Source organism: Haloarcula salinisoli (assembly GCF_019599405.1).
Taxonomy (GTDB): Archaea; Halobacteriota; Halobacteria; order Halobacteriales; family Haloarculaceae; genus Haloarcula; species Haloarcula salinisoli.
The window spans coordinates 22,510-41,471 of the sequence record NZ_RKLQ01000003.1; the positions used below are offsets into that span (position 1 = coordinate 22,510).

An 18,962-nucleotide genomic window follows, 5' to 3' on the forward strand; every position below is an offset into this window, starting at 1 on the left:
GAGTCCTACCGATAGCCAATGGATAGCCGACGTGCCGGCGTGGTCACACTGCTGGTCCTCCTGGGCGGGCTGGCCGGCTGTGGCGCTGTCGTCGAACAGGCGGAGTCGCTGACGGGCGGAGACGAGCATCCCTTCGCCGGCGAGACGGTAACTGTCGCTGTCGAGGGCACGGACCGCGAGCGGGCACTGGTCGCCGACGGGCTGGCCTACTGGGACCACAACGCCAGCGAGTACGCTGGCTTCGACGTCGAGTTCCAGGTGCTGGCACCGGGGGCGACGCCGGAAACCGGGACCGACGTGCACCTGCGCTTCGTCGAGACGGTGGGTGCCTGCGGTGACACCGAGTTCCCGGCCGGCTGTGCCCCACGTATCGACGCCTCGACCGGGGTCGACCGACCGGCGGCCGTCGAGGTCAGGCGCGGGCTGGCCGACGAGTCGACCCGGCTGGTCGTCCGGCACGAGGTCGGCCACCTGCTGGGCCTCGACCACACCGACCGACCGCGCGACGTGATGGCCCACGAGCGTGACCTGGCGACGCTGTCACAGCCCAACGCCACCGAGCGCGCGAACCCGTGGAACGACTCGACGCTGACGGTGGCGCTGGGTGGGGCGGGCGAGGTGCGGGACCGCTATCGGGCGGAACTCGACTACGCGCTCGAGTACGTCCGCGAGGGGGGCGACGGGGCGGTTCCCGCCGACGTCTCCGTCCGCGTCGTCGAGAGCGAGACCGCAGACATCACCGTCAGCCGCGTCTCGGCCGACGACTGCACGGCAGGCGAGGGGTCCTGTCTGTTCCTCGAAGGGACCGACCCGGACCAGGACGGCGCCATCGAGCGCTACACGAGCGCCGAGATACGGCTCGTCGGGCTCGACACCGACGCCGCGAGCTGGCACATCGCTTTCCAGCTCGTGGACACGTTCCACACTGGCGACGACCCCGACCGGCTGGACGATGCCGATACGCGCGAGCGCCGCGGTGCGTGGCACGGCTGACCTGGCTCCGATGGTTACAAGCCCGCGCCGGGCCCAGTCGCGGGTATGACCGCCGACGACCTCATCGACGCCGTCCGAGACGACCAGCAGACCGAGCTCTCCCGACTGGGCTCCTCGAAGACACTGTACGCGGACACGCGCGGGGAGATGGAGCCCGACGCCATCCACGCCGCCGCAGCGGCCCGTGAGGCTGCCGCCGCCGCGACCTTCGAGGCGTGGGCCGACGACGCTGCCGACGCGGCTGGCGCCCTCTTTGCCGACGCCGCGAGCGACGCGAGCGAGCGGCAGGGCGAGACCGAGCCAGCCGACCGCGAGTTCCATATGCACGAGACGCTCGACGCGCTGGATGCCACTATTGAGCGTCTGGGCGGGCTCGTCGGCTGGACGCTCGTCGACAAGAAGGTCAAGGAGCAGCTCACCGGCTTTTTCACCGGGCAAGCGGACCCACAGACCGCGAGCAACTACCGCAGCGCCGGTAGCGAGGTCGAGGAACTGCGCGCTGAGGCCGCCGACCTGCTGGAAGAGACCTGCGAGGGTGACGAGGACTGGGCGGCCGCAGAGGGCGCCGCCATCGACGTGGTCGCTGCGGCCTACGACGACTACGTCGAGACGCTCGAAGACCTGGGCGTTAATCCGAAGGACGTCTGTTAAAATATCGGCGCCGCGTCGCGAAGCGGTACCGCGGAGAGTCCGTGCGTCGTGGACCACCGCAGCAAACAGGAAGCGGGTGACGACTGTCGTTCGGATCGCCACTTCCTGCTGACTCTGTTCGTATTCAGATCAGCCTCCGCACCCAGAGCTGAAATAACCGTTCCTCCACAAACTGAGGAACTCGCTCAACGACAACGCCATAATGCGACACCTCCTACATGCCCCAGATTGCACCTTAGCATGCACTAATCAACACAAATTACAATAAAATAAACCTTTTTGTTGCCTGAAAATAAAGGGCTGGATATTCTACACCACTCTTACGGGGGTAACAGGCAGTTCGGTGCGCCCTGGTCGTGACTGAGACCCGTCTATTGTTGCGATTTTGCGTCTGGACCGATGCTACGGTCGCCGCCAGCCGACGATACGCTTCTGTGTTCCTTCTGGCCTGTCCGAGCCGGCCGAATCCGAATTCGGTTCGAGAGGTGGCTGCATAATTTCCACAGTCCATCACAGATAAAACGACAGATCCAGTACATAGCAGGGTTCGTGCAGTGCGGTCACACGAGCCGTTGTCGAAACTGACGACAGTAAATTTCAAGCATAGATTTTATTTGAATATATAGAGTGTTGCCTGTAATGAAAACAGGGCGCGGAGCCACAGCTACTACCGGGCAGGACTCGGCTGCAGGCGCATCGGAGGGGGTGATACAGCCGATTATATCGGTGGACGGACTGAAAAAATCCTACGGCGACGGCGATACAGCAGTTGACGCCGTCAAGGGCATCGATTTCGCTATCAGACCGGGCGGCGTCATCGGCATTCTCGGCCCGAACGGAGCCGGCAAAACGACGCTCATAAAGATGATTCTCGGACTCATCGTCCCGACGGAAGGGACAGTCGAGGTCGACGGGGTGGACGTCCACGAGGACACCACTACTGCCCACGAAAAGATGGGCGCGATGCTCGAGGGCGCGCGGAACTCCTACTGGCGACTCTCGGTCCGGGAGAATCTCGAAATTTTCTCCGTTATCGGGGGGAACGATTATCGAAAACAACAGCAGCGCATCGATACGTTGTTGACGCAGTTCAATCTGGATGAGAAAGCGGATACGGTCGTTCGAGAACTGTCCCGTGGGCAGAAACAGAAGGTCTCGCTTCTGTGCACGTTGGTTCGAAATACGGATGTCGTGTTTCTGGACGAACCGACGCTCGGTCTCGACGTCGAGAGCGGTCGCGAACTGCAGCGGGAAATCCGCCGACTCTCCGAGGCAGACGGTCGGACTGTTATTATCCTGAGCCACGATATGCGACTCATTCGGTCGCTCTGTGACCGCGTGATGATTATGGACGATGGGGAGGTCGTCGAAGACAACACGGTCGAAAACCTTGTCGAGATATTCGACGCGAACGTCCACGAGGTAACAGTCACCGGTGAACTCGATAAGGAGACGGAGGCCGCTATCGAGTCCGTGTTCACTCTTCTCGGTGTCGAACGAGGGGAGAAGACGACGATACACGTCGAGCTTTCACGGGAGGAGTTCTACCAGTTTACGAGGCTACTGGAACGGTCGGGACTGTTGATCGACTCCTTTGACGCACAGGAAGTCGAGTTCGACGATATCTTCCTTCGGTTGACTGATGGGGCGTCCGACACCGGGCGACTGGGGAGGGAGCAATGAGTAACGTTTCAGCGACGGAGTCCGGCGTGGGACAGTCCGACACTGATAGTGGCACGGGCTCGTTACTCCTGTTCTGGACCGTTCTCCGGATGAATCTGTTACTGATGATTCGGTACCGACTCAACTTCGTCGCTCAGATAGTCGGTATGTATCTGTTCTTTGGAGTGATATTTTTCGGCGGCTCGGCTGCCGCCGAGAGCGTCGGTGGTATGAGTGCATTCGGAGGGACGTTCGATGCGATTATCGTCGGCTGGTTCCTGTGGACGATGGCCCAGAGCGCCTACGGAAGCCTCTCGTCCGAAATCACGCAGGAGTCACGGTGGGGAACGCTCGAACAACTGTATGTGTCGCCCCATGGGTTCGGCCGTATTCTGGGGATGAAGGTCCTTGCAAACATACTCCTCAGCATGGTGATGGGGCTGATAATGTTGGTACTGATGTTGGTGACCACCGGACGGTCACTCGCACTCAACTTCGTGACTATCATTCCAATTACCGTGCTTACGCTCCTGACCGCGGTCGGTGTCGGCTACATCTTTGCCGGACTGGCACTCGTGTACAAGCGGGTGGGCAGCGTCTCGCAACTCGCGCAGTTCGCTCTTCTGGGATTCATCGCGGCACCGGCCGCCGACGTTCCGCTCCTCAAGCTGCTCCCACTCACACAGGGCTCCTCGATGCTCCAGCAGTCGATGCGTGCAGGCGTACAGCTCTGGGAGTTTGCACCGCTCGATATCGTGATTTTGCTCGTCGCGGGCATCGGTTATCTGACGGCCGGCCACCTGGTGTTCATGTTCTGTTTGAACCTCGCCAGAAAACGTGGCGTGATGGGACATTACTGAATCCGGGGAACTACCGCCCCGCGTCTCGGCAACCGCTCTTCGCGCACTGTGACCGCCGTCGAGCGTGACGACCACGCGGCTCAAGTCCCTCCAGCCCCATCCACGGATAATGAGCGACGCAGGCGGCCCCCTCTCCATCGACCGTCCGGACGCCGACACCGAGTTCCGCGTCGACGCGCCCTTCGACCCCGCCGGCGACCAGCCCGAGGCCATCGAGCAACTGGCCGAGGGGTACCGACAGGGGATGGACACCCAGACCCTGCTAGGCGTGACGGGGTCGGGCAAGACAAACACCGTCTCGTGGGTCGTCGAGGAGATACAGCAACCCACGCTGGTCATCGCCCACAACAAGACGCTGGCGGCCCAGCTCTACGAGGAGTTCCGGAACCTGTTCCCGGACAACGCTGTCGAGTACTTCGTCAGCTACTACGACTACTACCAGCCCGAGGCCTACGTCGAGCAGACGGACACCTTCATCGACAAGGACGCCTCGATCAACGACGAGATAGACCGGCTGCGCCACTCCGCGACCCGTTCCTTGCTCACGCGGGACGACGTCATCGTCGTCGCCTCGGTTTCGGCCATCTACGGGCTGGGTGACCCGCGCAACTACATCGACATGTCGCTCTCTATCGAAGTTGGTCAGGAAATCGACCGGGACGAACTGCTGAAACAGCTCGTGGACCTGAACTACGAGCGCAACGACGTGGACTTCACCCAGGGCACGTTCCGAGTCCGGGGCGATACGCTGGAAATCTATCCGATGTACGGCCGCTACGCCATCCGCGTGGAGTTCTGGGGCGACGAGATAGACCGGATGCTGAAAGTCGACCCGCTGGAGGGGGAGGTCAAGAGCGAGGAACCCGCCGCGTTGATTCACCCCGCCGAGCACTACTCCATCCCCGAGCAACGCCTCGAACGCGCTATCGAGGAGATAGAGGAACTGCTCGAACAGCGCATTCGGTACTTCGACCGCAAGGGCGACGCCGTCGCCGCCCAGCGCATTGAGGAGCGGACCACCTTCGACATCGAGATGATGCAGGAGACGGGCTACTGCTCGGGTATCGAGAACTACTCGGTGCATCTCTCGGACCGCGAGAGCGGTGAAGCTCCCTACACGCTGCTCGATTACTTCCCCGAGGACTTCCTCACAGTCGTCGACGAGTCCCACCAGACGCTCCCCCAGATTCGCGGCCAGTTCGCCGGAGACAAGAGCCGGAAGGAGAGTCTCGTCGAGAACGGCTTCCGGCTGCCCACCGCCTTCGACAACCGGCCGCTCACCTTCGAGGAGTTCGAAGCGAAGACCGACCAGACACTGTACGTCTCGGCGACGCCGGCCGACTACGAGCGCGAGGAGAGCGAGCAGATCGTCGAACAGATCGTTAGGCCGACACATCTGGTCGACCCCGCCGTCGAGGTGGCCTCGGCGACCGGGCAGGTCGAGGACCTCATGGGCCGCATCGAGGAGCGGACAGAGCGAGACGAGCGGGTGCTCGTCACCACCCTCACCAAGCGGATGGCCGAGGATTTGACGGAGTACCTCGAAGAAGCGGGCGTCGACGTGGCCTATATGCACGACGAGACGGACACCCTGGAACGGCACGAACTCATCCGCTCGCTGCGGCTGGGCGACATCGACGTCCTCGTCGGTATCAACCTCCTGCGGGAGGGACTTGACATCCCGGAGGTCTCGCTGGTCGCGATTCTGGACGCCGACCAGGAGGGGTTCCTTCGCTCGGAGACCACACTCGTCCAGACGATGGGCCGTGCGGCCCGCAACGTCAACGGCGAGGTGGTGCTGTACGCCGACGAGCGCAGTTCGGCGATGGACGCCGCCATCGAGGAGACCCAGCGTCGCCGGCGCATCCAGCAGCAGTACAACGAGGAACACGGCTTCGAGCCGACCACCATCGAGAAGGCCGTCGGCGAGACCAACCTCCCCGGAAGCAAGACCGACACCGGCGGTATCAGCGGCGACGGACCCAGCGACGAGGACGAGGCCACGGCCCAGATACAGCAACTCGAAGAGCGCATGGAGGAGGCCGCCAGCAACCTGGAGTTCGAACTCGCGGCGGACATCCGTGACCGCATCCGGGAGCTACGCGAGGAGTTCGACCTCGACGGGGGCGAAGACGAGGGTGGCGTGCCTGCTCCGGGCCCCGAGTTCTGAGTGGCCGACTGCGGGTTCTCATCTGTTCCGGCCACCCGGGTTTATTTTCGGCGCTATCGTTGTGTCGGTATGACCGTCTACGAGACCGACGTGCCGGGCGTCGGCAAGAAGTTCGAAGTGGAGATAGACAGCAGCGAACGGCTCGTCGTGCTGTTACACCACGACGGCAAGCGGGAGGTCTTCCACAAGCCCGACCCCGACGCGGACGCAGAGCGACTCTTTACTCTCTCGGGGAAGCTGGCCCGGGAGGTCGGCGCTATCCTCCAGGGGGCGTACTTCCAGCCCGTCGAGACCGACGAGGTGGAGGTGCCACTGGGCGAGGCCATCATCGAGTGGCTCGACGTGAGCGAGGACGGCGAGCTCGTCGGCGAGACGCTCGGTGAGGCGAACCTCCGCCAGCGGACCGGGGTTTCCGTCATCGCCATCCAGCGCGGTTCGGACACCGTTCCCAACCCCGGCCCGGAAGAGACGGTAACCGCAGGCGACATCCTCGTCACGCTCGGGACCCGTGAGGAGCTTGCCGAATTCGAAGCGCTCGTCGAGTCGGACGACAGCTGAGATGGCCGAGCTGCTGCTCGAAGTCGGCATCGCGCTGACTGCCGTTGCACTCGCCGGTGCGCTCGCCAACCGCGTGGGGCTGTCGGTCATCCCCGCGTACATCGTCGTCGGTATCCTCGTCGGCCCGAACCCGCCCTCGTCGGTGCTCGGGGTCTCGCTCAATTTGGTCAGCGACAGCGAGTTCATCCAGGTGCTCGCGGAGCTCGGTATCGTCTTCCTGCTCTTTTTCCTCGGGCTGGAGTTCAGCGTCGACCAGCTGCTGCGCGACCGCGGGCGCATCAGCGCTGCCGGTGGCGTCGACTTCGCCGTCAACTTCGGTCTCGGCGTGGTCATCGGGTTCGCTTTCGGCTGGACGCTGCTTGAGACGCTGTTTCTGGCGGGCGTGGTCTACATCTCCTCCAGCGCCGTCATCACCAAGTCGCTCATCGAGGAGGGGTGGATCGCCAACGACGAGAGCGGCCCCATCCTCGGGACACTCGTCTTCGAGGATATCCTCATCGCCGTGTACCTCGCGATACTCGCGGCGGTTGCCGGCGGTGGCGACCTCGAATCGGCCGCGCTCTCGGTCGGTACCGCCTTTCTCTTTCTGGGCGGACTCACCGCCGTCGCGTGGTACGGCTCGGGCTGGCTCGACCGCTTCTTCCGGACCAGCTCCGACGAGCTGTTCATCCTCCGCATCGTCGGCGTGACCACGCTGGTCGCCGGTGCGGCCCTGGCACTGGGTGTCAGCGAGGCCGTCGCAGCCTTCTTCCTGGGTACCGGTATCAGCCAGACCGCCCACGTCGAGCGCATCGAGCACATCGTCGCACCTGCTCGGGACATCTTCGCGGCGGTGTTTTTCTTCAGTATCGGGCTCACGACCGACGTGACCCTCATCGCGGGCGTGGCTGCGTTGCTCGCGGTCGCGGTCGTCGCGACTACCGTCGGCAAGTTCCTCAGTGGGACGTTCTCGGGACGGTTCTACGACCTCGACCGGCGTCGCTCGCTGCGCGTGGGGCTGGGACTGGTCCCCCGCGGGGAGTTCTCGCTTGTCATCGCCACGCTGGCGGCCGGTATCGGAACCGGCCGACTAGCCACGGTCTTGCCGGCCTTTACCGTCGGCTACGTCCTCGTGATGAGCGTCCTCGGGTCGGTGTTGATACAGCAGGCCGACACCATCACTGACGCGCTGGGCGCGCCGTCCGGGTAGCCCGTGGGGCCCCTGTCGACCGTATTGTGGGTTTTTCAGATCCGTACCGGCGATACTGGGACAGCCCCCATCACGACAGTATGTATGCAATGTGGCAACGTTTCTCGCAACCGATAGTTCTATATGGTGGTGTGGTATACCATAGCATGTATGGCGAGCGCACCGAGATCCGACGAGATGTTCGACGAGTTCCTTTCGCAGCGCGGTCACGAGGTCGACGACGTTGGATGGGAGGAAAACTACAACAAGAAGCAGTGTCCCGACTGTGGCGGGCTACACGGGTCGGCCGCAAGCGAGTGCTCGGTGTGTGGCTGGACACCCGTAAACTGACCCGGCGTCTCGCGGTTCACTTTTCGCGGTTCGGCGCGCGCCCGTGTGTCCGTCATTCTCGCTGTGACTGAGAGCGACGCTACGCTCGTCAGTGGGTATCACCGTGGAGCCAAACCCCGGCCGACTGGGGTCAGGAGTCGGCCGGGGCGTGCTCGATAGAGAGAGAGACGTGGGATGTCAGACAGCGTCGAGTGACGCGTGCAGGAACATCCCGATGACGAAATGCCTGTATGCCGCTTCTTCGATCTGTGACGCTGCCGTTTCGGCGTCGTCGATCGAGTACTGTTTGGTCTGCACCAGTTCGTGAACGGTGAGCGTGTCATCCGCTTCGAGGTCGTGCAGACGCGGATACACCGTGCCCGGACTCAACTGCGCGTCGAACTGACGCGACAGTGCCTCCATGAGCCCTGTCCCGTGTGTCTCATCGTCCGACAACGCGATCATCGCGAGCAGGATTTCGTCCAGACTCTGGGTCACAAGCCCGTCATCGACGGCGACGTCGCCGTCGGCGATATCGTCGATGACCGAAGCCAACAGCGACTCCGGGATGGCGTCACGACTGGCGCTACCATGGGCGGTTGGGTCGGTCGACCCGACGAGGGGGGTCAGTCGCTCGTCGGCTCGGTCGCCCATCGTCTTGCCCGTCGTCACGCGACGGAGGTTGTCTCCGGACATCGTTAATCTGGACGCAATCCGCATTAGCGTGTAGCGACGCCGACATCATATAAACCCCTCAGCGTTTTCCGAGCGTGAAACAACCTCCATGCTCGTAAACGCTTATATGAGATGGGGAGTAGGAATGGATAGTGGCAGAGGACAAGAGCATCGAGGAAATCCTCGATACAATCGGTGACCAGCACGCCCGACGCGTGCTGGCCGCCATCAGTCGGGAGGCCCAATCTGCGAAAGACCTCGCCGAGCAGTGCGACCTCTCCCTACCGACCGTCTATCGACGTATCGAGCTACTGGACGAGTACGACCTGGTGAAAGACCACACGCTCGTCGCCGAGGACGGCAACCACTACAAGGTGTACGAGTCAAACTTCGAGTCGACGGTCATCTCGCTCGAAGACGAGGAGTACAAGGTCCGCATCTACCGCGAGGAGAACCTACCCGACCGATTCAGTCAGCTGTGGGACGAGCTAAACCCCGAATAACCATGGATAGAGGGCACTAACCGATGCAAAGCGGGGTCGCTGTCGCGCGCGGGGCGCTCGTACTGATGCGGATGGTCGTGTTCGGGCTCACCCTCGGAATCACGCTCATCAGCTTCCAGGCCTACCGGAAACGCCCCTCCGAACGGCTCCAGTACGCCTTCGTCGGCTTCGCCTTTATCAGCATGGGCGTCGCCATCACCAGCGTCATCACGCAGCTCTCCACCGGCCAGACCGGGGCCCTTGCCGATGTATTCTTCCAGATGGCCGAGACGATTCCGTTCATCATCGGCTTTGCCATGTTGTACGTCTCGCTGTACCGGTAGGAGATGTGACATGGCATAGTTATATATTCGTTGACAGCAACGTCTCAGTAGATGCTGTCCGCCACCGGGACAGTATCGGAGAGAGGGTATGCCAGAGTGCCAGAACTGTGGGTCCTTCGTAACGAAGGACTACGTCCGTGTGTTCACGCCGTCCGACACTGATGACCCCCGGGTCTGTCCCGCCTGTGAGGATATGATCCGGGACGGGGCGGAGATTCGAGAAGCACGTTCACCACGGCAACCGTAGCATCGTCACACAACTACGCTGTCGGCTGTCGACCGGTCACCCGCACGCGCTGGTGCGGGTGGGCTGGGACTGACCATCGGCAGTGTTGCCGCCGTTTTTCCAAAGCACGTTGTTTATTGGGGGGGACCTCTAGTATATGTGCAATGACTGATTCGACCACCGAGGTTGTCCGCCTGTTCGGTGGGCCGGGGAGCGGGAAGACGACTGCCCTGCTGGACCGAGTCGAGGAGCTGCTCGAAGACGACGACGTCGATTTCCGCGACGTACTGGTGGTTTCCTACACCCGTGCGGCGGCCGCCGAAATCCGTGAACGGCTGGCCGAGCGACTCGACGTGACCCCCCGAGCGCTGCAGGGGAACGTCTGTACGATGCACGCCAAGGCCTACGAACTACTCAATCTCTCGCGGGGCGACGTGGTCGGCGAGAGCGACAAGGAGGAGTTCTGTGACGAGTTCGGTATCGAGTTCGAGGACGAGTACGAGGGGTCACGGCGGCGGTCGGCCCGCTCGACGACACTCGGCAACAAGATCATCGCGACGAGTCAGTGGCTCCAGCGCACCCGCCGTGACGTCGCTGACTGGTACGACGTCCCGTTCAAGTGGGACGACGAGGAGGTCCGGCTTCCCCCCGAAATCGACGACAACGCCCAGACTGGGAACAAGTACACGCCGACGTGGCCCACCGACGACGACCGCGTCGACGTCCCCGCCGCTATCCGGGGCTGGCGGACCTACAAGGGCGACAACGACCTCACCGGCTTCGCCGACATGCTCGAACGTGTCGCCCAGCGCTCCCTGCTCCCGAACGTCGATTACCTCATCATCGACGAGTTCCAGGACATCACGACGTTGCAGTACGACGTCTACGAGGAGTGGAAACCCCACATGAAGCGGGTGCTCATCGCCGGCGACGACGACCAGGTCGTCTACGCCTGGCAGGGCGCCGACCCCGACCTCCTGCTCGAAGAAGACGTCACACAGGACGAGATTCTCCCCAACTCCTACCGGCTGCCCTCGCGCATTCTCAACGTCGTCAATCGCGAGGTCCGCCACATCGAGAAGCGCCAGGAGAAAGACCTCAACCCCCGCAAGGAGGGCGGCCGCGTCGAGGCGGTCCAGAACCCTTCGATGTTCGACCTGGCACGGAACGTCATCGGCACCGTCGACCAGGCCGACGAGACCGTGATGGTCCTCTTTCGGGCGCGCTACCAGATGTTCCAGTTCATCGATGAGTTCATCGACGAGGGCATCCCCTTCTCGTGTCTGACCGACCAGCGGATGTGGACCGACCGCCTGAGCCAGTACGTCGCCGCCATCGAGGCCGTCGAGAACGACGAGCCCCTCTCCGTGCTGGAGGCCCGCCGCCTGGCCGATATGCTCGCCGATTCGGCCTTCGGCACCGGCGAGCGCGACGACTTCTTCGACGCGCTGGAGGACATCGAGGAGGACCACGAGGCCGACGACATCGCCGAAATCGAGATCGAGCCCGACGTCGTCACCGACCACGTCCCCTTCGTCCCAGACCCCGCCTCCGCCAGCGATATGCTCCGGAAGGTCACCAACTTCCAGGAGCGCACCGTCGGCGCCTACTTCGCGGGCGAGTACCAGGGGATGGACCCCAACTGCGTCCGTCTGGGCACCATCCACTCCGCGAAGGGTCGCGAGGCCGACCACGTCTTCGTCGCCACCGACCTCACCGAGAAGGTCGTCGAGCAGATGGCCGCCACGGTCGAGAAAAAGGGTGTCGAGGTCCCCGAAGTAGAGGAGTTCACCAAACACACGAGCCCCGTGCCCACGCTGACCGACAACGAGCGCCGGGTCTTCTACGTCGGGATGTCCCGCGCCCGCGAACGACTCGTCCTCATGGAGAACCTCGTCGACGGCGCGCCGACCCTGCCCATCGACGTGTTGCTGGAGAACGCCCCCTCCGAGCGCTCTATCGAGGAACTGCTCGACGAGGCCGGCGAAGCCGTCGCCGCCGACTAATTACTCGCCGTTCTCGGAGTCGGACGCCTCGGTCTCGACCACTTTCCCGACTGTCTCCTCCGCGACCTTCCCCGGTACGTCCGTCGGCGTCGTGAGATACTCCTCGACGAGGACCAGCCCGACCGCGATGCCGACGTACAACGCTCCGGCGAGCAGTTCCCCGCGAATCAGGTGCTCCGCGCCGAACAGCGCTATCGGGATGGCCAGAACGAGTGTGGCAGCCAGCCCAATCGTCTCCAGGATTCCCCGTGCCATGGCTAGGGGCTTGCGACGACGGGAGAAAAGGCCAGCGGGATGGCTCACCAACAGCTGGGACTCCCAAACAGCTTACTGACAGCCAGAAAGCCCCGGCCGTGTCGACTCGGGGGGCTTGCTGCGCTCCTCGGCCTTCGGCCTGCGGTGCTTGCGTCGCCCGCCTTCGTCGACACGGCCGCCCCTTTCAGTCCACCCGTAGCCAGTTGACCAGCCGGCATGGGTGGGACTGAAAGGGGCCGACCGCTCGGGGAAGCTCGACGATGTCGCCGAAAGACGGCAGCGCCGTCTTTCGAGATGATGAAAATCGTCGGCGGCGATTTTCAGATCACAAGCACTGGAAGGAACGAAGTGACTGAAGTCGTTCGAAAGGCGCTGCACGCCTTTCGTGATGACGAGAGACCGGGGGTCTCTCGAACCACGCACAGCGAGACGCGCGACCCGTGCGGTCGGGGGCTTTCTGGCTGTTCACAGGCACAGTCGCTCAATCACTGACGACTGCTAGCGGGGAGTACGTTCTTACCTTCGGACACAGAACGACGAATTATGCTAGTCGGCATCGTCTCGGACACGCACGACAACGGCGAACAGGTCGACGCAGCAGTCGAGGCGTTCGAAGAGCGGGGGGTCGAGACGGTCGTCCACTGTGGCGACTTCGTCGCGCCCTTCTCGGTGACGCCGTTCGACGGCGACTGGGACTTCTATGCGGTGCGGGGCAACAACGACGGTGAGTGGGCCGTCGAGGCCACCGTCGACGACTTCGGCACCTACATGGGCGAGATGGGCGAGCTCACGCTGGATGGGCAGGAAGTAGCGGTGTATCACGGTACCAGCGGGGCCATCGTCGACGCGCTGGTCGAGTGTGGCACCTACGACTACGTCTTCCACGGCCACACCCACGAGGCGGGGACCGAGGAGTACGAGGGGACGGTGCGGGTCAACCCCGGCGGGATTGCGATTCCGCCCGCGCCGGGCGCGTTCTCGGTCGCGACGCTGGACACCGAAAGCGGCGAACTAGAATTTCACGAACTGGAGTGACGGTTCGACTCAGTCGGCTGACGCGCCGGCATCTGCTGCCGTGTGCAGCGGGAACTGAAACGAGAAGTCGACGTTCTCGACACCCTCGCGGAGTTGGGGCTTCTTGCGCTGTCCGTCGACTTCGAACTCGACGACGCCCAGTGATTCGAGCTCTTCGAGGTTCCGATGGACGTCACGGTAGTCACGGTCGACGACCGTAGCGGCGTCCTGGATGCTCTCGGGCTGGTGTTCGACTATCGCTTCGATGAGCTTCAGGTTCCGCTCGCGCATCAACTGCTCGACGTCGCCGTACTCCTCGAAGTTCAGGACGAACCGGACGTCCTGCTCGACAGCCTCGCCGGTTTCGCCCGCTTGGGCACGCCGCAGTCGCTTCTCAGCCGCGTCGCGGTGGTCATCGCGTTGCTTGAACGTGATTTTGAGTGTGTTTGCTTTCATTGTCGGGATTCCACCTCGTCGACGAATTGTCGCCGGAGCGCCAGCATTCCGGGGAAGTCGATTTCCTCGACACCGTCGGCCGTGTGGCGCTCGTGGCGTCCGGGCGTCTCGTTCTCGTTATCGTAGCGTAGGATGGTTCCCCGGCCGTCGGTGTAGCCGTAGTGAAGCGCGTAGCGATAGCCGCTCGGAAACTGGGGGTCGTCCGTCTGCAGTATCTTCCGACGGATGACCGTCTCGCCCACACGGTCTTCGACGTCCTCGATAACCGTGTACCCCATCGCTACAGTATGATACGAATCCCATAGTGATAGTTCTATGGGGGCGGTCCCATAGGAACAGTATCGAGAGGAAAATTGTTCAGACGTCCGGTTCGACGACCCGGTCTTCGCCGTCGAAGTGCGCGGAGTTGTCCTGCGGGCGGTAGTTCAGGGCCTCTTTGGCGCGGTCGATGGAGTAGTACTTGCGGTCGTTGTGCCTCGCTGCGCTCGGCAAGTCTCGCTCGTCAGTCGGTTCGGAGCAATAATGAACTCGCAACAGAACGCCCCGGACCAACACGCACAGACACTCGAACCACTGGCACCTGCGGAAGCACAATCACTCTATCTCCAGTCACGACAGGATGAGTTAGCCGACCGTTCACTCCAGCTCCACGAGAAGCACGTCGGGTCGTTCGTGGAGTGGTACACCGATAAGGCCGGGTCAGAGGCGAATATGAACGACGTGACGGCCCGTACTGTCCATGAGTATCAGCTGCACATCAAAGGCGGATTCGCTCAATCTACGGTAAGCATCTATCTCAGTACTGTCCGGCAATTCGTGGAGTTTTGTGAAAGTATAGATGCTGTAGTGGGCGGGACGTCTCAGAAAATCGTTCTCCCCGACCGCGACCGCAATGCTCGCACTGAAATGCTGGAATCAGACGACGCGACCGCGATACTGTCGTATCTACGCAAGTACCACTACGCAAGCCGTACGCACGCGCTCATGGCGCTCCTCTGGCACACGGGGATTCGGACGGGGACAGTACGGGCGCTTGATGTGAATGACTTAGACGCCGAACGCGAGCGTCTACGGATTCGCCATCGTCCCGATACGGATACGCCGCTGAAGAACACTGAGAAGGCCGAGAGATACATTGCACTCTCTGCCGAGGTGAGCGAAATTCTCGAAGACTACGCCGATAAGGCCCGCCACGGCGTAACTGACGACCACGACCGAGAACCGTTGTTTACCACCAGACAGGGTCGGCCAGCGAAGAACTCTATCAGACGGAATATCTACGCAGCTACGCGTCCCTGTGCGACGGGTCGAGGCTGTCCACATAACAAGGACCCAGATACCTGCGAAGCTGCACAGCGTACCAACGACGCCTGCAAATGTCCCTCTACAGTCTCGGGCCATCCTGTGCGACGTGGTGCTATTACCCATCACCTTCGTCAAGATGTACCCGAGAAGGTCGTTTCCGACCGTATGAACGTCTCGCAGGACGTTCTCGATGAACACTACGACCGTCGGACTGAAGACGAAAAGGCAGAGCAGCGGAGGCAATTCCTCTCTAACGTGTAGCCTCCTTTCGACGTGGCTACGTCACCGAGGCGTTGAACGCCGGACAGCCGAAGAAGGTGACTCTTGATAGGTGGTGTGATAGAAATATCTTGGAGAAATTCTATCTCTGGTCCAATTTACTAACTAATGCGACCGATTTTCTTTCAGCGGTTACTCTTGGTTAGTCTCGACACGATTAGCCCTCTGATAGTATGCAATCGCCAGCAGATTGCCTATCACGTACGCACCCCACGCTTGTTTATCAGGTAAGAAGCGAGTGAGTCCTCCTATGAGACCGCTGGTTATGAACAGAAGATATGTCTCATCGACCTTCCCGCCGACTACCTGTAATGCTTCATAAGTTCGCTGAAATGCGAACCGAACATGAAACTGATAAAGGAAATTTTCAATTTCTATATCAAGCCTTCGTTCAGATTCGACAGTCGTTGCATTGTTGGCCTCTCCTAACTGGCTGGGACCGTAATCCACAGAATTAAAACTTGGTTCTATTTGTCCCGGGATATTCATTTCAGAGAACATACCGGGAGCGTGCGTTAGTTCATGCGACAGTCTGGATAGTGGAAAAGTGATTTTCGGTAGTTCAACAGCGGAGGCAACCTCTTGGGAGATAGGTTGGCCTACATTCGCCAGCGGGGCCAACTGTTTCGACATATCCAACCCAGCCAGCGGGGCCAACTGTTTCGACATATCCAACCCAGCCAATGGGGCTAATTCTTCCGACATATCCAACCCAGCCAATGGGGCTAATTCTTCCGACATATCCAACCCGTTGAGTGCGAACGACTGAGTCATATCTAACCCAGCAAGAAAAGACAGGTCTTCCGAAATATTTGGATATTCACCGGAGCAGTCGTCAGACATCTTTTGTATACTAAGATTACAATTAAAAAAAGAGTTGCGCCGTATCACTAATTCGGTGGAAGTTCACACCGATTTCCAGAGCCTATAGAACAAGAAGAAAAACACGCTAATAGTCACAAATGGAAGTAGGATTAAAAGTAGAGATTCACCCCAGTAGGTGACAGTCTGACTGCCGAATCTTTGATGTATGAGAACTACCCAAAGAAGCCAAGCAACCCCAGCGACACCAATCAAAAGGCTCGCAAAAAATACTTTGATGCCAAACTGCCAGCCAGACTCTGCGTGACTGAGAAGCCAATTCGGAACACTCTCCGGTGCGCCATATTTTCTCGCCATGAATCCGAGGCCGAGCAAGAAACCGATGACAGTTCCACTCGCCACTCCAAGAACATAATCTACTCTCAGTACTGCTTCTGCGACAACACCGAGTATTAGTGTGGATAAGAAAGTTCCAAAAAACGCGGCAAGCCAATTACTAAAGTTAGATGAATCAGATTCTGTCATCGGTTGTTATCTTCATACGTAGTTCTGAACGAGGCAAAATGTAACCCCCAGTTACCACACTAATTCCAATGAAGTTCGCTCGGTTTGCACCATTTTAAAAGGGGCTCGCTACAGAGAGTATAGCAATGGACCGGGACGAGATTGACGAGTACGTCCAGCGGTGTCAGCAGCTTATCGAAGCCTCACCGCAGATGGACGAGGAAAACACGAAGGTCAAACTCATTCAGCCGTTTCTGGAACTCCTCGGGTGGGACCTCTACTCTACCGAAGTCGCGCTGGAATACACTATCCCGATGGCTTCAGGAAGTACGCACGTCGATTATGCTCTTCTCGTAGGGGATTCGCCTGTGGTCTTCGTTGAAGCCAAGCCAGTACGGTCTACCCTCACTGACAGCGAAGTTCAGCAGCTGCGGAGTTATATGCGACAAGAACTTGATGTGGACTGGGGAATTCTGACCAACGGAAAATCCTTCGAGGTTCTGACCAAGAACCACCGTGGCAACGGAGGAGAGGAGGTGTCTGTCGCTCAATTTAACCTCGATGACCTATCCGATAACCCCGGTGTGCTGGAACTACTTACGAAGGAGTCGATACGCTCAGGGAAATCGGACGAAGTCGCGGAGCAGGTCGCAGAGACAAACCGGGCAATCCGGCATCTACAAGAAAACGAAGACAGCGTCACTAAGGCTGTGAGCGAGGCGGTCGAAAAAGAGGTTGGAGAACTTACGATTGACCTCGAAGAACAGTCGCGGGAGTTCACACAGAACCTCGTCTCTGTCCTACGAGAACAGCGTCACTTCGTTAGTGATGAACCTCTATCCAAACCCGATAAGGCCGCGAGAGCATCCGGGGACAAAAACGAAACCACACACAGCACCGAAACACCAGAGGATAGTATCTCTCCAGTGCCAGATGTCTCTGATTTCAAGACAGATACGGACAAGCGGTTTTATAAACGGCTCAAAAACAAGTCAGATTCACAGCCTGCAGTTTACAGGAGATTAATTAGAAATGAGGGAAAAGTATCACGACCAAGATTTGATGAATTAGCAGAAAAAGAGGGATTCAATCCGGGTGGTGGGGGACACAATGCCTCTCTGCTGGTCTTGGAAAGAGTAACAGACGAAATCGAACGCCGAGGGAGGGGTGATGACCAAGTCCTTGTCTGGGTGGGTGAAAATTGAGTTAGACCTCACGGAGGGACTATTTCAAATTTAGATTTGTTAGTATCAGTCTCGGTGAAGGAGCAAATGGATAAGTCACCCAGACAGCAAGGTGGGGTCTTTTCGGGACTACAGAATATTACATATGAGCCGAATTCTGGGATATTTGAGGCGCTTTGTTTTATTCTACGTGGGCTATTTTCTTCCACCTGAGACGGATGAAGTCACTTCATACTTCATCTGATGCGGCCCTGATATGCAATCTACAATGCCAACTTAGCATGGTCCACATATAGGTATAATATATGGTAACTACAGCAGGTATCAACTCAAGTTTAGAATCTCAGGGACATCACCGATAACCCCGCCTCAGCATTAGAGTCTACATAGGGTTAGACTCTGCAGTAGACAAAGGGTTAGACTCGATAACCCCGCTTCAGTTAACAGCTTGTCTCTCAGAGGCCAGATATAGATTCAGAGCCGATTAAGCCATGCTATGATACCGCTAATCGCCCCTCAGGCCCGGAAGGTCGCTAATCACACCCATCGTCGTTACCGCTTGATTGGCTAAGGCCGACGCTGCAATCGTCCCCTGCAGGAGGAATGCAATTCTAACCCCTCTGTAGCTCTTCCTATGGAGCTTCATAGGTTTCTATGTCCCATAGGGCGTGATTTAATAGAATTGTCTCAGAGCCCGCTCAGAAGCTTACAAATAGGTCGGTGGCTGGCATAGTGAAACTCTCCTCAGATATAAGAAATTGACGTTTATTTCGGTATATTCCGATACTTGGCTCATACGTAAGATTAGGGTTGCCGGTCAACTGACTTGCCTGAAAGTTGGCGCGGGGTTATCGGTTCCAAGCAGCAACGTGCCAATTGCTTGTTCGACCTGATGGACGACGAGTGTGAAGTCGTGGAAGTCTATCCTGACGCATTCTAACACCTCTATCGGGCGTAATGTCCCGCACCTATCCCGGCTGTTCGGTCTCAGAACCTTCGGGTTTCCGCAAAAATCTGG

The 18,962-nt window shown here is 59.7% G+C and carries 21 protein-coding genes and 1 pseudogene; 15 read left to right on the forward strand and 7 right to left on the reverse strand.

Annotated elements, in window-relative coordinates:
* The first annotated feature begins 18 nt into the window (after positions 1–18).
* The 8 genes from EGD98_RS16270 (at position 19) to EGD98_RS16305 (ending at position 8,413) form a co-directional block, all read left to right on the forward strand.
* Positions 19–993 carry a matrixin family metalloprotease gene (locus tag EGD98_RS16270; protein WP_220589461.1) on the forward strand — a complete coding sequence of 325 codons (975 nt, stop codon included), beginning with the start codon at positions 19–21 and terminating at the stop codon, positions 991–993.
* Between the two features lie 45 nt (positions 994–1,038).
* The gene (locus EGD98_RS16275) at positions 1,039–1,644 is read left to right on the forward strand and encodes a rubrerythrin family protein (protein WP_220589462.1); all 606 of its coding nucleotides are present in this window, start codon (positions 1,039–1,041) and stop codon (positions 1,642–1,644) included.
* A gap of 639 nt (positions 1,645–2,283) precedes the next feature.
* Entirely contained in the window at positions 2,284–3,327 is a 1,044-nt protein-coding gene (locus EGD98_RS16280) for an ABC transporter ATP-binding protein (RefSeq protein WP_220589463.1), read from the forward strand.
* Positions 3,324–4,166, forward strand: a complete 843-nt coding sequence (locus EGD98_RS16285; RefSeq protein WP_220589464.1) for an ABC transporter permease — start codon at positions 3,324–3,326, stop codon at positions 4,164–4,166. The genes EGD98_RS16280 and EGD98_RS16285 overlap by 4 nt, the downstream gene beginning before the upstream one ends.
* A gap of 109 nt (positions 4,167–4,275) precedes the next feature.
* Complete coding sequence (gene uvrB / locus EGD98_RS16290) at positions 4,276–6,336, forward strand: excinuclease ABC subunit UvrB (RefSeq protein WP_220589465.1); 2,061 nt, start codon at positions 4,276–4,278, stop codon at positions 6,334–6,336.
* A 69-nt stretch (positions 6,337–6,405) separates the two neighbouring features.
* Positions 6,406–6,894 (forward strand): cation:proton antiporter regulatory subunit, encoded by a 489-nt coding sequence (locus EGD98_RS16295; RefSeq protein ID WP_220589466.1) that lies wholly within the window; start codon positions 6,406–6,408, stop codon positions 6,892–6,894.
* Position 6,895: 1 nt separating this feature from the next.
* Positions 6,896–8,083 (forward strand): cation:proton antiporter, encoded by a 1,188-nt coding sequence (locus EGD98_RS16300; RefSeq protein WP_220589467.1) that lies wholly within the window; start codon positions 6,896–6,898, stop codon positions 8,081–8,083.
* Positions 8,084–8,233: 150 nt separating this feature from the next.
* Positions 8,234–8,413 carry an HVO_0416 family zinc finger protein gene (locus tag EGD98_RS16305; protein WP_220589468.1) on the forward strand — a complete coding sequence of 60 codons (180 nt, stop codon included), beginning with the start codon at positions 8,234–8,236 and terminating at the stop codon, positions 8,411–8,413.
* A 177-nt stretch (positions 8,414–8,590) separates the two neighbouring features.
* On the opposite strand, the gene EGD98_RS16310 is transcribed toward EGD98_RS16305, so the two are convergent.
* Positions 8,591–9,112, reverse strand: a complete 522-nt coding sequence (locus tag EGD98_RS16310; protein WP_236039579.1) for a PadR family transcriptional regulator — start codon at positions 9,110–9,112, stop codon at positions 8,591–8,593.
* 107 nt (positions 9,113–9,219) lie between these two features.
* Here EGD98_RS16310 and EGD98_RS16315 point away from each other — a divergent pair, with 107 nt between their 5' ends.
* From EGD98_RS16315 to EGD98_RS16325, 4 genes are all read left to right on the forward strand, one after another.
* Positions 9,220–9,570 carry a winged helix-turn-helix domain-containing protein gene (locus EGD98_RS16315; RefSeq protein ID WP_220589469.1) on the forward strand — a complete coding sequence of 117 codons (351 nt, stop codon included), beginning with the start codon at positions 9,220–9,222 and terminating at the stop codon, positions 9,568–9,570.
* Positions 9,571–9,593: 23 nt separating this feature from the next.
* On the forward strand, positions 9,594–9,893 hold the full coding sequence (locus EGD98_RS16320) for a DUF7521 family protein (RefSeq protein WP_220589470.1): 300 nt from the start codon (positions 9,594–9,596) through the stop codon (positions 9,891–9,893).
* Positions 9,894–9,981: 88 nt separating this feature from the next.
* Positions 9,982–10,140, forward strand: coding sequence for a DUF7563 family protein (locus tag EGD98_RS21320; protein WP_419181063.1), 159 nt, complete (start codon positions 9,982–9,984; stop codon positions 10,138–10,140).
* A gap of 143 nt (positions 10,141–10,283) precedes the next feature.
* The gene (locus tag EGD98_RS16325; RefSeq protein WP_220589471.1) at positions 10,284–12,125 is read left to right on the forward strand and encodes a UvrD-helicase domain-containing protein; all 1,842 of its coding nucleotides are present in this window, start codon (positions 10,284–10,286) and stop codon (positions 12,123–12,125) included.
* On the opposite strand, the gene EGD98_RS16330 is transcribed toward EGD98_RS16325, so the two are convergent.
* On the reverse strand, positions 12,126–12,380 hold the full coding sequence (locus EGD98_RS16330) for a DUF7533 family protein (protein ID WP_220589472.1): 255 nt from the start codon (positions 12,378–12,380) through the stop codon (positions 12,126–12,128). It abuts the gene before it with no gap.
* 543 nt (positions 12,381–12,923) lie between these two features.
* Here EGD98_RS16330 and EGD98_RS16335 point away from each other — a divergent pair.
* Positions 12,924–13,415: a metallophosphoesterase gene (locus EGD98_RS16335; RefSeq protein ID WP_220589473.1), complete on the forward strand. Its 492-nt coding sequence runs from the start codon at positions 12,924–12,926 to the stop codon at positions 13,413–13,415.
* 9 nt (positions 13,416–13,424) lie between these two features.
* On the opposite strand, the gene EGD98_RS16340 is transcribed toward EGD98_RS16335, so the two are convergent.
* The 3 genes and pseudogenes from EGD98_RS16340 to EGD98_RS16350 form a co-directional block, all read right to left on the reverse strand.
* On the reverse strand, positions 13,425–13,850 hold the full coding sequence (locus EGD98_RS16340; protein WP_220589474.1) for an HVO_A0114 family putative DNA-binding protein: 426 nt from the start codon (positions 13,848–13,850) through the stop codon (positions 13,425–13,427).
* Entirely contained in the window at positions 13,847–14,128 is a 282-nt protein-coding gene (locus tag EGD98_RS16345; protein ID WP_220589475.1) for a toxin-antitoxin system TumE family protein, read from the reverse strand. The genes EGD98_RS16340 and EGD98_RS16345 overlap by 4 nt, the downstream gene beginning before the upstream one ends.
* A 79-nt stretch (positions 14,129–14,207) precedes the next feature.
* Positions 14,208–14,321: pseudogene (locus tag EGD98_RS16350) on the reverse strand (NAD(P)-dependent oxidoreductase); the annotation flags it as partial.
* Positions 14,322–14,372: 51 nt separating this feature from the next.
* On the opposite strand from EGD98_RS16350, the gene EGD98_RS16355 reads away from it, so the two are divergent.
* A complete protein-coding gene (locus EGD98_RS16355) occupies positions 14,373–15,416 on the forward strand; it encodes a tyrosine-type recombinase/integrase (RefSeq protein ID WP_220589476.1) in 1,044 nt (347 codons plus the stop codon).
* Between the two features lie 150 nt (positions 15,417–15,566).
* On the opposite strand, the gene EGD98_RS16360 is transcribed toward EGD98_RS16355, so the two are convergent.
* Positions 15,567–16,277 (reverse strand): hypothetical protein, encoded by a 711-nt coding sequence (locus EGD98_RS16360; RefSeq protein ID WP_220589477.1) that lies wholly within the window; start codon positions 16,275–16,277, stop codon positions 15,567–15,569.
* 63 nt (positions 16,278–16,340) lie between these two features.
* Positions 16,341–16,781, reverse strand: coding sequence for a hypothetical protein (locus tag EGD98_RS16365; RefSeq protein WP_220589478.1), 441 nt, complete (start codon positions 16,779–16,781; stop codon positions 16,341–16,343).
* 125 nt (positions 16,782–16,906) lie between these two features.
* Here EGD98_RS16365 and EGD98_RS16370 point away from each other — a divergent pair, with 125 nt between their 5' ends.
* On the forward strand, positions 16,907–17,965 hold the full coding sequence (locus tag EGD98_RS16370; RefSeq protein ID WP_220589479.1) for a type I restriction enzyme HsdR N-terminal domain-containing protein: 1,059 nt from the start codon (positions 16,907–16,909) through the stop codon (positions 17,963–17,965).
* Positions 17,966–18,962: the final 997 nt, after the last annotated feature.